The 13,931-nt window shown below is 32.4% G+C and carries 15 protein-coding genes; 1 reads left to right on the forward strand and 14 read right to left on the reverse strand.

Annotated features, from left to right (window positions below; all coding sequences use genetic code 11):
* Positions 1-408, forward strand: a 408-nt coding sequence (locus tag BO51_RS04735; protein ID WP_496484473.1) for a transposase, incomplete at its 5' end; no start/stop codon positions are given.
* A gap of 220 nt (positions 409-628) precedes the next feature.
* Here BO51_RS04735 and ftcD read toward each other — a convergent pair.
* The 14 genes from ftcD to BO51_RS04805 all read right to left on the reverse strand — a co-directional run bounded on the left by ftcD (position 629) and on the right by BO51_RS04805 (position 13,930).
* Complete coding sequence (gene ftcD, locus BO51_RS04740) at positions 629-1,552, reverse strand: glutamate formimidoyltransferase (protein WP_496484475.1); 924 nt, start codon at positions 1,550-1,552, stop codon at positions 629-631.
* 41 nt (positions 1,553-1,593) lie between these two features.
* Positions 1,594-2,196: a nucleotidyltransferase family protein gene (locus BO51_RS04745; protein WP_496484477.1), complete on the reverse strand. Its 603-nt coding sequence runs from the start codon at positions 2,194-2,196 to the stop codon at positions 1,594-1,596.
* Position 2,197: 1 nt separating this feature from the next.
* Positions 2,198-3,709 (reverse strand): methyl-accepting chemotaxis protein, encoded by a 1,512-nt coding sequence (locus BO51_RS04750; protein WP_496484479.1) that lies wholly within the window; start codon positions 3,707-3,709, stop codon positions 2,198-2,200.
* A 15-nt stretch (positions 3,710-3,724) separates the two neighbouring features.
* Positions 3,725-5,431 carry an adenine deaminase gene (gene ade / locus BO51_RS04755; protein ID WP_496484480.1) on the reverse strand — a complete coding sequence of 569 codons (1,707 nt, stop codon included), beginning with the start codon at positions 5,429-5,431 and terminating at the stop codon, positions 3,725-3,727.
* Between the two features lie 2 nt (positions 5,432-5,433).
* Positions 5,434-6,429 (reverse strand): xanthine dehydrogenase family protein molybdopterin-binding subunit, encoded by a 996-nt coding sequence (locus BO51_RS04760; protein WP_496484482.1) that lies wholly within the window; start codon positions 6,427-6,429, stop codon positions 5,434-5,436.
* 20 nt (positions 6,430-6,449) lie between these two features.
* The gene (locus BO51_RS04765) at positions 6,450-7,679 is read right to left on the reverse strand and encodes a xanthine dehydrogenase family protein molybdopterin-binding subunit (protein WP_496484484.1); all 1,230 of its coding nucleotides are present in this window, start codon (positions 7,677-7,679) and stop codon (positions 6,450-6,452) included.
* Positions 7,654-8,139 (reverse strand): (2Fe-2S)-binding protein, encoded by a 486-nt coding sequence (locus BO51_RS04770; protein WP_496484486.1) that lies wholly within the window; start codon positions 8,137-8,139, stop codon positions 7,654-7,656. Before BO51_RS04770 ends, BO51_RS04765 begins: the two co-directional genes overlap by 26 nt.
* Position 8,140: 1 nt before the next feature.
* Positions 8,141-8,989, reverse strand: coding sequence for an FAD binding domain-containing protein (locus BO51_RS04775; protein WP_496484487.1), 849 nt, complete (start codon positions 8,987-8,989; stop codon positions 8,141-8,143).
* A gap of 69 nt (positions 8,990-9,058) precedes the next feature.
* A complete protein-coding gene (locus tag BO51_RS04780) occupies positions 9,059-10,360 on the reverse strand; it encodes an NCS2 family permease (protein ID WP_496484489.1) in 1,302 nt (433 codons plus the stop codon).
* A gap of 67 nt (positions 10,361-10,427) precedes the next feature.
* A complete protein-coding gene (ade, locus tag BO51_RS04785; RefSeq protein WP_496484491.1) occupies positions 10,428-12,236 on the reverse strand; it encodes an adenine deaminase in 1,809 nt (602 codons plus the stop codon).
* A 25-nt stretch (positions 12,237-12,261) separates the two neighbouring features.
* Entirely contained in the window at positions 12,262-12,525 is a 264-nt protein-coding gene (locus BO51_RS04790; protein WP_496484494.1) for a EutN/CcmL family microcompartment protein, read from the reverse strand.
* Positions 12,522-13,268 (reverse strand): hypothetical protein, encoded by a 747-nt coding sequence (locus tag BO51_RS04795; RefSeq protein ID WP_496484496.1) that lies wholly within the window; start codon positions 13,266-13,268, stop codon positions 12,522-12,524. The genes BO51_RS04790 and BO51_RS04795 overlap by 4 nt, the downstream gene beginning before the upstream one ends.
* 17 nt (positions 13,269-13,285) lie before the next feature.
* On the reverse strand, positions 13,286-13,564 hold the full coding sequence (locus tag BO51_RS04800) for a BMC domain-containing protein (protein ID WP_496484498.1): 279 nt from the start codon (positions 13,562-13,564) through the stop codon (positions 13,286-13,288).
* On the reverse strand, positions 13,565-13,930 hold the full coding sequence (locus BO51_RS04805) for a BMC domain-containing protein (RefSeq protein ID WP_496484500.1): 366 nt from the start codon (positions 13,928-13,930) through the stop codon (positions 13,565-13,567).
* Between the last annotated feature and the right edge of the window lies 1 nt (position 13,931).

Below are 13,931 nucleotides of genomic sequence, written 5' to 3' on the forward strand. Positions count from 1 at the left end.
ACTGAATATCAATCCTTAATATCTATTCCTGGTATCGGGGCTGTTTTAGCTAGTGGCATTTTATCAGAAATTGGAAGCATCAATGCTTTTGATTCCCACGATGCTTTAGCTAAATATGCTGGCTTAACCTGGAGAGTCAATCAATCAGGAGACTACACTGCTGAAGATACCAGCATGACTAAAACAGGTAATAAGTATCTTAGATACTATTTAATTGAAGCTGCTAACAGTGTTAAGAACTATTTGCCAGAGTACAAAGAATACTACAACAAAAAGTTTGGTGAAGTGACTACTCACCAACATAAAAGAGCACTCGCACTTACATCACGTAAATTAGTACGTTTGATTTTTGGATTGCTGACTAAAAATCAAATCTACTCCAGAAATAAAGTTGGAGAGATTCAATAAAATATTTTCAATCACAAGCCTATTTTTTTTTTTTTTTTGAAATAGTAGGTTCTGTTAAAGTTACGCTTTTTTAATTTTTTCTTTTGTTCCTTTTAAAAAATATCTCTTGACATATTACCAGATTGCTATGATATACTCTAATTAATTATATCATAAATATTTGAAGTCTTATTATTAAAATAAAAGCAAGAAGAAATTTCTTCTCCTTGCCTATATAGCTCTATTCAAAAAGATGTGTTTCTAATATCTGATCTTTCCTAAATCCCTTTAATCCCATATAATAATACAAATTGTTCAACATATGATCTAATTTTACAGGCCCTACAATCTCAGAACCGGTAACTAACACTCCGTATTTCATTGCTTCTTGCTTAACAAATTCAAAAGTTCTATATAGTGGTGTTTGATTGCAGTCAAACATGTTCATGGAAACTACTACGCCACTTCTTTCTGGGAATTTTATACCTACGGCTCTTACAGTAGAAAAACCACCACTAGGTCCTCTTACAGCTTTTGCAATTTCTTTAGCTATACTTATGTCTTCAGTTGCTAAAAATACATTAAAGGCAGTCAAACCTTCTAGATCAGCGCTTACAATTGTTGCACCTAATTTTTCATCTAATTTGCCATCTATCGACAAATCAGGCTTTCTTGATTCATACTCAGGATTATCTTTATCTTTCAATAATTCTTTGAGTCCTTCATATTGCCCTTTTCTAATGTATGAAATACTTTTCTTTTCTTCAGTTCGAGCATTAGCACCTGAAAAATAAATTGGAACCTTAAATCTGTTAAATAGTTCGTGGCCAATTTCTTCGGCGAGTTTGGTGCATTCTTCTAATGAAATGTTAGACAATGGAAATATTGGTATGGTATCTTGAGCACCTATTCTTGGATGTGTGCCTTTTTGTTCCCTCATATCTATGAGTTCGTAGGATTTACTAGCCATATTAATTAGAGCTTCCTTTAATGGTTCTGGTTCGCCAATTATTGTTAATACAGTTCTGTTAAAATCATATTCAGGTTCTACACTTATTAATTTTACCCCTTCAACTTTTCTTACTTCATCTGCAATTTGGTTAATTACATCTTCTCTCCTACCGTCACTAAAATTAGGAACTGCTAATATGTATTTTTTTGACATTTTATCGCCCCTTTTAATTTATATTCAGTATAATAACATATCTATTCTCTATCTTCATTGTTAAAATTATATAAAAGTTTTTTTGCTTTTTCATAATCTTCTATATTATCTATGTCTATATTATACATACTATTTTTAAAACATAATTTTTTTATCTCATCTTTGTACCTATAAATGATATTTCTTGCACCCTCATCTCCAGATAAAGATAATAATTCATTCCTGAATTTATTAGGAAACAACACAGGATTGCCTCTTTTCTCATTATAATAAGGTACTATAATCTTCTCTTTATTTGAATTGTGTTCATCTATTATTTTGTCTAAAATACCAGACGTAATAAAAGGCTGGTCACCTAGTAAAAATAGATAATCAGAATTTTTTGAAGCATTCAATACACCCAATTTAATGCTCTCAGATTGCCCTAAATATGCTTTATCATTATAAACCAATCGAATGTCTATATCTAATGTAAATTTTAATAGTGCAGAGCTTCTGTATACCAATATGAGATCATCTAATTTAGAGTTTTTAGCATTGTTTATCACCATTTCAATGATTGACATATTATTTAATTTCATCATCAACTTATTTTTCCTCATTCGATTAGAAAAACCAGAAGCTAATATAATTCCTGTTATCATATTATAACTCCATACTATTAATCAACGAATCTAGAGATAATCCCAACTCATATAATTTTTTGTCCTCACCAATTACACTTAAAAATTTAAATAATTTCCCGTCCTCCACTCTTTTTTTAATTGGTGTGGCAATGTATTTTATTTCACCATTCTTTAGTCTTGTAAAAGTTTTATCTGCTTCATATAGGTTCAAGCCTATTGAACCTTTTTCATTTGAATAAATTACGTATCCTTCTTCGTCAGTTATATATATTGCATCCATATTGGTTTCATTTAATAAATATAAAATATCTTCATCAGTTAGAGAATTTTTCCCTTTAACAAAATTTATAACAAAATTTGTCTTTTCTAACATTTTTTCTTCCATTATTTTACCAGCAACTATTTGTTGCAAAATTGTTATATTTTCTCGAATATCATTTATCTTATTTTTTAAAAGCAATGATTTTTCCTTTTGTGCTACTGCTTGTTCGTTGGTTTCATCCATGTTCCGAGCAATTTCATAAGAAATTCTGGCTATATCATCAATATTATTCAAAACATCAAAAATCTTTTGATTGGACTTGTCAGATTCTAGATACATGCCCGTTAAATTTTCTTTCCCTAAATTTAGCTTTTCAATTATTGCTTTAAATTCACTATTTATTTTGTCAATTATTCCATCATTTTCTTTCATGTATTCCATTTCATCCATCATTGATACAATAATAGTTTGTATTTCATCCTCTAAATTCTTAATTAAATCTGTAATTTTAGAAGACACAATCTCAGTTTGAGTAGCTAATTTCCCAACTTCAGATGCAACTATCGCAAATCCTCTACCATATTCTCCTGCTCTAGCCGCTTCTATAGAAGCATTTAAAGACAACATCTTAGTTTTATTCGATATGTCCTCAATTGTATTTAAAAACGAATCAACTTCGGACATAAACTCCTTCACTTTTATTATGCTTTCTGTAGACTTTTCCATCATATCCTTTGATAATTTAACTCTTTCTCTTATTATTTCAGAATTTTTCATGCTAGATTGGGCTGAACTTATTGAATCTTGAATAAATTCAGTTTTAGTTTTTATGGATTCAGTCAACTCTTCTAAAGTGTGCATAATAAAATCTGCAGAATTTTTAGTTTCTGTTAACATGTTTGATTGTCTATCAGACATTTCATCAATAATAGAAACTTTTTTTTCGATTAATTCAGCATTTTGAGTTTGATCCTCTGAAATAGAGTATAATTCTTCGCAAATTTTATAGATATTAGATGATGCTGCAATTTGGTCTCTGTAATCATTCTTGACATCTACTATTTTTTCAGCGCCATTCTCTTGCTTCAGTACCTCAAACTGTTTGAAGTTAACTCTTAATCCAAAACTATAGACAATAAATGTGAATAATAAAGATAAAAACACAGCTAATACAATCATAATAATTATATCATCTGATTTTGTTATTATTAACATGCTTGTCAAGCTAACAATCAGAAAAGATATAAATAAAATAACCTTGTTCTTCATTTAAACGCCTCCTGTCTACTCGATTAAATCAATAAATTTATTCTCCACCGAATCAAACAAGCCTCTATCCGTAATTTTTATCTCTGGAATTACTGGTAATGCAAGAAATGATAAAGCCATAAATGGTTCAATCTCTTTTGGCACATGAAGCTTATTATGTGCGATCGATTTTAAAATTTCCAACTCATTAGATACTTCATTTAATGACTTATTTGACATTAATCCTCCTATTTCTAGAGGTAATACTCCCAATATTTCGCAATTACTAGTTAAAACAATTCCCCCACCTATTTTCTTCAATTCGTTGATTGCTAATAAAATATCATCATCATTATCGCCTATTGCTATTACGTTATGCGAATCATGAGCGACAGTAGATGCTATTGCTCCATTAGTGATATTGAAACCCTCAATTAGCCCTAGGCCAAAATTTCCAGTGTATTTGTGCCTTTCTACAACAATGATCTTTGAATATTTGGTGTTTGATTCGGTCCCCATAAAATACTTATCGGCATCTATTTTAATTTTTTTAGTCACTAAATTCCCTGGTTCAATTTTAATGACATTTATTTGTTTCCCATTTTTACTTAGCAACAAATCTTCTTTACTCAAATTTTTCATATTTATAGTATTTATTAAATTTTCATTAATTATACTTTGTGTTTCAAATAGTCCTTTATTGTTTTTAGCAACCAAAACTCCTTGTTTATACACTTCATATACATTGAACTCATATAAATCAGCAAATGTTATAAAATTAGCTTTATACCCTGGTGCTATGGCTCCAATATCTTTTAAGTTGTAAGCTAAAGCTGTGTTTAATGTAGCCATTTTTATACAATCTATAGGTTCTAGTCCTAGCGAAATTGACATTCTTATGTTATTATCAACACTCCCATCTCTTATCAGATCACAAGGCTCTCTATCATCAGTGCAGAACATCATTCTACTTAGATAATTTTTATTAACCCCTTTAATCAATTCTGATAAATTTCTAGCTGCTGATCCCTCTCTTATATGTATATACATTCCTAACTCTAGTCTATTGAACATTTCCTCGATATTTGTACACTCATGCTCAGTCTTTATACCCGCTAACACATAAGCGAAGAGATTTTCTTTTGTAATTCCAGGACAATGGCCATCTATTGTCTTATTGAACTTTTTCGCAGTTTCAATCTTTCCCAAAATTTCAGGGTCACCGTTTATAACAGAATTATAATCCATTACTTCACCCAACCCTAAAACTCTATCATTTGACATTAATTCCTCTATTTCTTCAACTCCAATATGTGCCCCTGAATTTTCAAAAGGTGTAGCTGGTACGCAACTTGGTGCCATAATATACACATCTAACGGCAATTTTTTGCTATCTTCTAGCATAAAGCTAATGCCTTCCATACCTTTTACATTTGCGATTTCATGTGGATCAGCTACTACTGTTAAAACCCCATGTGGTACTATAGCCTTTGCGAATTGAGATGGTGTAACCTTTGAAGATTCTATATGAACATGACCATCTATTAACGAAGGAGCAACATAATTGTGATGCAAATCAATTTCTTCAAAAGCTTCATAATTCCCAAACCCAACAATATATCCATCTTTTACTGCAAAATTCGTTTTTACTATATTATTCGTAAATACATCAATTATCTTTGCATTTTTAAACAGAAAATCAGCCTTTTCTCTTTTCATCGATACATCAAGTAAATTCTTCATAGTCAATCCTCCGGTTTAAAGCTATTATTAATTGCCTTAATTATTTTATCTGGTGTTGCAGGTAGTTCATTAATCCTAACTTTAATCGCGTCATAAATTGCATTCAATATTGCTGGTGCAACTGGTATTGTAACTGGTTCACCTATACCTTTAGCTCCAAATGGTGCTGTAGACTCAGGATCTTCGATGATTATTTTTTCTATGTCAATTGTATCCATCGAAGTTGGCAATAAATATTTAGAAAATTTATCATTGGTAATTCTTCCTTCAATTATATTTAAATCCTCAAATAAACAGTACCCTAGTCCCATGCAGAAACCACCATCTATTTGTCCTTCAATCATACTTGGGTTTATTGCTTTCCCAACATCTTGTGCAAATCTTGCATGCACAATACTAACAATACCAGTAAGTGTATTTACCTCTACCTCTACTTCACATGCACTAAAAGTGTATGGCCAGTATGGTTCCCCTTGTCCTGTTTCAGTGTCCATTTCAACAGTATGAGCAGTAAAACTGGCTTGAGACTCTATTAATTCATCTTTAAAATAATGAGCAATATCTAAGAAACTAACTTTATTCATCTCGCTTGAATTTAGGTATATGTTCGAATTAGAAACAATTAATTCTTCGGTTGAATCTAATTGTAGTAACTCCATTGCTTTAATTTTCAATTCTTCAATGAATTTTTCACATGCTTTTTTAATAGCATTCCCTGTATTATAAGTTTGTCTGCTAGCTGCTGCAGTCCCAGAATCAGGTGTATTTGAAGTATCTTCACTGAACAACATTATTTCATCGATACTTATGTTAAGAGTTTCTGCTGCAATTTGAATAAATACAGTTTTCGCTCCTTGTCCTACTTCTGTACCACCAACAAAAATATAAACCTTCCCATCATCATTTAGTCTCACTCTTGCATTAGATACATCTGGATACCCATTGCCGTATCCAGTGCCATAATATGATATAGCTAATCCTTTACCTCTTTTTATCATGATTTTCCCTCGCTAATTAATTATTCGGCAATGCTTTTTAAGCATTGTTCTAACGGTACGCTATTGCTTAATAATTGCCCGGTTGAGGTATAAGACCCCACTTTCAATATGTTCTTAAGTCTAATCTCAACTGGGCTCATATTTAATTCATGAGCTATAATGTCCATTTGTTGTTCGTAAGCTACAGCAACTTGGGTTGCTCCAAATCCCCTCATTGCTCCAGCATATGGATTGTTAGTATATACTGCATAACTGTCCACCATAACATTTGGAACAACATATGGACCAGTTGCATGAACCCCTGCTTTTCTTAAAACGTTATCACCCCATGATGCATAAGCTCCTGTATCTCCAATTATCTCAGCTTTTACAGCAGTAATATAACCCTCCTTGTTTACTCCCGTTTCGTAGTTCATTATCATTGCATGTCTCTTGCTGTGTGCAACAAAAGATTCTTCTCTGGAATATACACATTTTACAACTCTATTTAATACTTTAGTAGCTAAAGCTAGATGAACCTGAAGCGATAGATCTTCTCGTCCACCAAATGCACCACCGACATTTGAATTTATTATTCGAATGTTTTCTAATGGAACATTTAAACAATAAGCTATTTCCTCTCTATCGTAATGAGGGTACTGTGTAGCTACTATTACTGTTATATTTCCATATTCATCTACATAACTAATTCCAGCTTCAGGTTGCAAAAAACCATGGTCTACACTATGAGTTTTATATGTGTTTTTAGCTACATAGTAACTCTCTTCTAATGCTTTTAGTGCATCACCTTTTCTCAATTTATAATGATATAAAACATTGCTATCCCCATGAATTTTAACTGAATCTTCCTTCATTGCTTCGATTGGATCTAATATAGGATTCAATACTTCGTATTTAACTATTATTTTATTCATAGCTTCTTCACATATCTTTTTTGTTTCAGCTACTATAAAAGCTATCGGATCTCCTATTCTTCGGACTACATCTTCACAAAAAACCAATTGGTCTTTATGAAGTACGCCATGAGCATTGTTGGGAACATCTTTATTAGTGAATATTCTGACAACGCCTGGTAAATTTTGAGCTTCAGTTATATCGATACTGATCTTTGCATAAGGATATTTTGACCTTAATGTCATTCCGTATAGCATATTATCAAAATAATAGTCTTGTGGATACATCGCTTCACCAGTTACTTTCGCCAATGAATCAATTCTACTTATGCTATTTCCTATATGCTTTTGTTCCATTTAAGTACCCCCCTGCAATTTCGACGGCTTTTACAATTTTCTCATATCCAGTACATCTGCATAGATTACCAGAAATATTCTCTCTTATTTCTTCTAAAGTAGGGTTTGGATTATTATCTAAAATAGCTTTTGCAGCTAATATCATGCCGGGAGTGCAATAACCACATTGAACTGCTCCTGCTTCAATAAAAGCTTTCTGGATGTAGTTTATATCTCCATCTTTGCTTAATCCTTCTACTGTAAGTATCTTACTCCTTGATGCTTGAAATGCCATAACAAGGCATGAGTTGACAAGTCTACCATCCATTATTACTGAACACGCACCACATTCTCCTTCACTACAGCCCTCTTTTACTCCTGTAAGTCTCAATTCATCTCTCAATATATCTATTAGCCTTTTCCCCTCATCTACTTCCAGTTCATAGTCTGTTTCGTTGACATTTATCTCCAATTTAAACATATCAGCACCTCTTAAAATAGTTAATTGTTTCTTCAAAGCAATTTTTAAATATATATTCAATAGCACTTTGCTTATAAGGTAATGATGTTCTTCGACCAAGTCTCTCAGACATTATACTTTTCATTGTAGTAATAGCTAAACCAATTGAATCATTATCTAACTTTCTATTCAACAATTGAGATTCCACTTCATATTCTCTCATTGGAAATTTGCCTATTGCTCCACTAGCAATTAATATATTCTCTATTTCATTTCTCTCATTTAATGTTATATTAGTTGAAATTGATAATTTGGAAATTGCTAATGATTTTCTGAACCCTAATTTTTCGAATCCAAGGTAAGAATTGCGACTTAGTTCCTTAAATTTAATATATGTTATTATTCCGTCATTCAAATCATCCCTTAGATGATCATAAAATTCACTCATTGGAATTTCCACTGAATTAGTTTTAGATGCTATACATACCTTTGCGTCCAAAGCTAATAAAGCAGGCGCTGAATCAGCAGAAGTCGATGCATTAGCCAGATTTCCACCTATAGTGCCCCTGTTTCTAATTTGTGGAGAACCAATTTGACCAATTGCTTTAACAAATCCTTTCAAATTATTAGAATATGAAAATTCCAATATTTTAGAAAATGGTACTGCACTGCCAATTATGTATTCATCATTTAATATGTCTATTCTATTGAGTTCATCAATTGATGTTATGTCAACTAAGCATTCAATATCTAGTTTTTTATTTCGCAAATCTAGAATTAAATCAGTGCCACCAGCTATTACTTTGGATTTTGATACCGTTGATAATATATCTAATGTCTCTTCTATAGTATTTGCTTTGTAAACTTTCATAGTCCTCACCTCTCAAATCTTTTGTAAAAGCTGCTTCATTCAAATGAAGCAGCTTTTACAAACTGATTGTCAAATTATTTCTTTTAAAATGAATAGTATAGCCAAAATCCACATGACAGCAGAAACTTCCTTATATCTTCCTGTCAATAATTTTATTAATACATATGAAACCATTCCGAAAACAATACCTTGGGCTATGCTGTAAGCAAATGGCATCATGACTATAGTTAAAAACGCAGGCACTGCCTCTGTATAATCTTTAAAATCAATTTCGCCAACTTGACTCATCATAGCTAAACCAACAAGTATCAATGCTGGAGCAGTAGCTTGAGCTGGTATAATACTAAAAATTGGTGAAAAGAACAAAGCGATTAAGAACATAAAACCAACTGTCAAAGATGTCAAACCTGTCCTTCCACCTTCTGATACTCCTGCAGCTGATTCAACATATGTTGTTACAGTACTTGTTCCTAAACAAGCTCCAACAGTTGTTCCAATTGCATCAGCAAGCAATGCTTGACTAGCTTTTGGTAATTTACCATCTTTATCCAACATATTTGCTTTCTGAGAAACACCTATCAATGTTCCTACTGTATCAAATATATCTACAAATAAAAATGTGAACACGACAATTAGCATGTCAAAAGTAAAAACATTGTTCCATTCAAACTTAAAAGCTACTGGAGCTAAAGATGGCGGTAATTTTAGAATGCTAGATGGTAATTCTGCTACCCCCATAAATATACCTATGATAGTAGTTATAAGTATGCCAATAAGTAATGAGCCCTTTACCTTTCTGTATGATAATACAGCCATAATAATGATCCCAATTATCGACAAAATTGCTCCTTTAGAAGATAAATCTCCTAATCCAATTATGGTCCCGCCATTTGCAGTAACTATGCCTGCATTTACAAAACCAATAAGTGCAATGAATAATCCTATTCCAACAGATACAGCTTTCTTTAAATTCATTGGAATAGCATTAAAAATTGCTTCTCTGACTTTGAACAATGACAAGATAATGAAAATTATACCTTCGATAAAGACAGCTGTTAAAGCAAATTGCCAAGATTTTCCCATCTGAAAAACAACGGTATAAGTAAAAAAAGCATTTAATCCCATTCCCGGAGCTAATGCAAAAGGATAATTAGACAATAGGGCCATTGCAATACATGCTATTAACGAAGCTAATGCTGTTGCAGTAAATACTCCACCCCAATCCATGCCTGCTTCAGAAAGTATACTTGGGTTTACAATTAAAATATACGCCATTGTCATAAACGTAGTTAGACCAGCAATAAGCTCAGTTTTAACATCGGTGCCATTTTCCTTTAGCTTAAATCTTTTTTCAAAAAAACTATTTTCCATGTGTTCTCCCCCTTTCGAATAATAAAAAAATATCCTCCTTTTCTAATAGATTTGAATATATAAATATTTATTCAGCAATTGGTGATAACACTTTAAAATTATTAACGTCAATTAATCCTCTATCTGTTATTTTCCATGCGGGAGATGTTGATAAAGCCAAGAAAGAAAGATGCATAAATGGAGAATGTACAGTACAATGCAGCTGCTCTCTTGCTATCATTTCAATTTCTTTTATTTTTTCACTCACTTCATGCCCATTTAATTCATCAGTTATTAGTCCTCCAACTGGTAATCGCAATTGTGAAATTATTCGTCCATTTTTTGATACAGCTAATCCTCCACCCATATCAATAACCGCATTTACAGCACTAATCATATCTTTTAAGTTAGTGCCTACTACTAATAAGTTATGAGTATCGTGTGCGACAGATTCTGCTAAAGCGCCGTCCTTTATACCAAAGCCATTTACAAATGCTTTTCCTATATTATTATTTCTTCCATATCTTTCTATACAGGCAATCTCCAATACATCATTGTTAACATCTGGCAAAACAAGTCCGTTTTTAGTGTTGATTACAGGCTCATATTTCCCTGTAAGATTTTGATCAGGTATAAGTTTAATGCATCGTACTTTCTCTTTATTATTTACAGAATGTATTTCCAAATCTCTCTCGTTTATATGAACTCTTTTAACTGAGTTCTTTACATTGTCCGGATAAGTATATGATGGCAAATTTGTTATTAGTTCACCATTTGCAGCAACTAATTCACCATTGATAAAACACGCAGATACAACCATATTATGCAGATCATCTATCACAGCAATATCTGCGTATTTCCCAGGAGCTAAACACCCAATCTCTGAAAGTCCAAAATATGTAGCTGGGTTTATAGTAGCCATCTGTATAGCTTCTACGGGATCAACTCCCTCTCTAATAGTACGGCGAATTATTTCGTTCATATGGCCTAGAGTTTCTAAATCATTTGCTAACATGTCATCTGTAGCAAGAATACATCTTCTGGAGTCCATATTACTCTCAGTCACTGCTTTAATGCATTCACTCATGTTTTTTTGTGTAGAACCTTCTCTCATAAAGAGATATACACCTTGCCTTAATTTCTCAATAGCTTCCTCTTTTGTTGTAGTTTCATGACATGAGCATTTTCCTCCTGTTGCAAGTATATGAGCAGCTAATTCATTGCCAAACAACTCAGGTGCATTCCCATCTACTATCATATTATTAGATTTTGCATACATTGTAGATGCCAATAAATCGTCAATTATCTCAGGTGTGTTGTCATAGACATGTCTAGCATTGCTAAAACCCTGGAGTTCTCCAATTCCTATTATATGTTTATAATTTAATAAATCTTCCATGTCTTTAGAGTTTATATCATATCCTGCTGTCTCTAAACTGGGGCTATCTGGTGTTAAAGCAGGGACTACTAGATAAACTTTATTAGGAACATTGTCAATTTCATCAGCCATAGCTTTTATACCTAAAGGGCCTAATGCGTTGCCAATCTCATGTGGATCAGCAATGAGAGTTGTAGTCCCTGATGGAATTGACAACCTAGAAAACTCAGTGATTGTGAGCATGCTAGATTCAAAGTGCATGTGGGAATCTACGAAGCCTGGTGATAAATATTTGCCTGACACATCTACTTTTACTGTATTTGGTCCTATAAGATTTCTACAATCTCCAACTAATAAGATATACTTACCTTTAATTGCAATATCCGCTTTATAAATTTCTTTAGAAATGACATTTATCACATTTCCATTTAATAAAACTAAGTCTGCAAAATCCTTGCCCATTAAAACATCAATCATTTTCCTATATTCTAAAGATTTCTTCAAATATTCTGTATACATGCTGGATCACCACCTAAGATTATAATTACTTTGATATTACATCCACAATTCCAACTATAGCAGCATCTATTGGTGAGTCCATTTTTCGAGCTGCAATTCTGCTTGCCGTACCTTTTACATAAATTATTAATTCCCCAATTCCAGCACCTACTGTATCTACAGCTATGATAGCTTCTCCAATTGGTTCTAAATCAATATTTAGAGGCTGAGTTAACATCAATTTAGTCCCTATCAATTTATCATCTTTTCTAGTAGCTACTATAGTTCCTATAACTTTCCCTAAATTCATTTCTTAGCCTCCATATCAATAACAATTTTTATGTTTCTATCTCTAATTTTGTCTTTAGCTAAAGGAGTAATTATGCTTCCATATGGTAAATGCAATTCTTCTCCGACATTTATGGCATCAACATCTCTATCTGTTATCACTATTTTTGATTTAAACTCACTATCATATCTTCTGGTTCCCTTAATCTTGAAATCATATAAAGGATATACAATTTCTACTGCTCCCATACTCATTATCTCTCTTATTTTTTGATCAATCTGATTTTTCATAGTTTTATTCTTTGTTTCAAAAGACATAAATTTTTTGCAGTTTTCAAAATCTATATATGTGGTTTTATCAAAATAAAGAGATGCCCATATCAAGTTTGAAATATATGTGTCTATGTTTCCTGATACAACTTTTGAAAGTGTATTGATGGTTATATTAGGGCATATTAGTGTGTCAAATAGTTGTAAATTATGATCAAGATCAAATAAGCTATCTTCTGTAAAAATATATTTTGCCTTCAAAATTTGATTTATAGACTCTATATCCAATATTTGCGAAGCAGTGAAAGAATAAGCTATTATAAAGTTGTATTCCTTAGAAAACTGAGCATATATATTTGATAGCTTTTTATCTAAACTTGAATCAGTACCATTTATGGCAATTAATATATTCTTACTTGAGCTACCCGTTTGATTAGTATCCAATTTATAACCTATTTGATTGATAACTCTTGAAACCAAATTGTCTTTTGGCATCTATAACACTCCAATGATTATTCATATTTTGATAAAATAACCCTTTCTACCTCTGCATGTGGTCTTGGAATAACATGAACTGAATGTAATTCTCCTACAGATCTTGCAGCTTCTGCTCCAGCATCTACTGCAGCTTTTACAGCTCCAACATCTCCTCTTACCATTACTGTAACCAATCCAAATCCTATCTTATCGTATCCAACAATTGTTACATTTGCTGCTTTAACCATTGCATCTGCTGCTTCTATTGCACCTACTAATCCTTTTGTTTCAACCATACCTAGTGCTTGACTCATTTATTTTTCCTCCTTATTGGTATCTTTTTTTTCAGATTTATTTTTAGTATTTTGTTCTGATTTTTCTTGTGTTGGCGACATCTTAAACTTTTCTATCAATTTATCAACTTCTTCGTGTGGTCTTGGAATAACATTGCTAGAAATAACTTTGCCAACTCTATTGCCGGCTTCTACGCCTGCTTCAACTGCAGCTTTTACGGCAGATACTTCGCCTGCTATTTGGATATTTACGCCAACCCCTTGTGCCACACCTATGATTTTTTCAAATCCGATTAGTGTAACTTCAGCAGCCTTGCAAGAAGCATCTAACGCAGCTATAGCAGTTCCCAAACCCAATGTCTCAATATGTCCTAGGGCATTCTCCACA

The sequence above is a fragment of the Soehngenia saccharolytica DSM 12858 genome, assembly GCF_059568515.1.

Coding starts and splice junctions, on each gene's coding strand:
- BO51_RS04760 (WP_496484482.1), bottom strand. CDS start 6,429: ATGATAAAAAGAGGTAAAGGATTAGCTATATCATATTATGGCACTGGA.
- ade (WP_496484491.1), bottom strand. CDS start 12,236: ATGTATACAGAATATTTGAAGAAATCTTTAGAATATAGGAAAATGATT.
- ftcD (WP_496484475.1), bottom strand. CDS start 1,552: ATGTCAAAAAAATACATATTAGCAGTTCCTAATTTTAGTGACGGTAGG.
- BO51_RS04790 (WP_496484494.1), bottom strand. CDS start 12,525: ATGAATTTAGGGAAAGTTATAGGAACTATAGTAGCTACTAGAAAAGAT.
- BO51_RS04795 (WP_496484496.1), bottom strand. CDS start 13,268: ATGCCAAAAGACAATTTGGTTTCAAGAGTTATCAATCAAATAGGTTAT.
- BO51_RS04800 (WP_496484498.1), bottom strand. CDS start 13,564: ATGAGTCAAGCACTAGGTATGGTTGAAACAAAAGGATTAGTAGGTGCA.
- BO51_RS04765 (WP_496484484.1), bottom strand. CDS start 7,679: ATGGAACAAAAGCATATAGGAAATAGCATAAGTAGAATTGATTCATTG.
- BO51_RS04770 (WP_496484486.1), bottom strand. CDS start 8,139: ATGTTTAAATTGGAGATAAATGTCAACGAAACAGACTATGAACTGGAA.
- BO51_RS04775 (WP_496484487.1), bottom strand. CDS start 8,989: ATGAAAGTTTACAAAGCAAATACTATAGAAGAGACATTAGATATATTA.
- BO51_RS04780 (WP_496484489.1), bottom strand. CDS start 10,360: ATGGAAAATAGTTTTTTTGAAAAAAGATTTAAGCTAAAGGAAAATGGC.
- BO51_RS04745 (WP_496484477.1), bottom strand. CDS start 2,196: ATGATAACAGGAATTATATTAGCTTCTGGTTTTTCTAATCGAATGAGG.
- BO51_RS04750 (WP_496484479.1), bottom strand. CDS start 3,709: ATGAAGAACAAGGTTATTTTATTTATATCTTTTCTGATTGTTAGCTTG.
- ade (WP_496484480.1), bottom strand. CDS start 5,431: ATGAAGAATTTACTTGATGTATCGATGAAAAGAGAAAAGGCTGATTTT.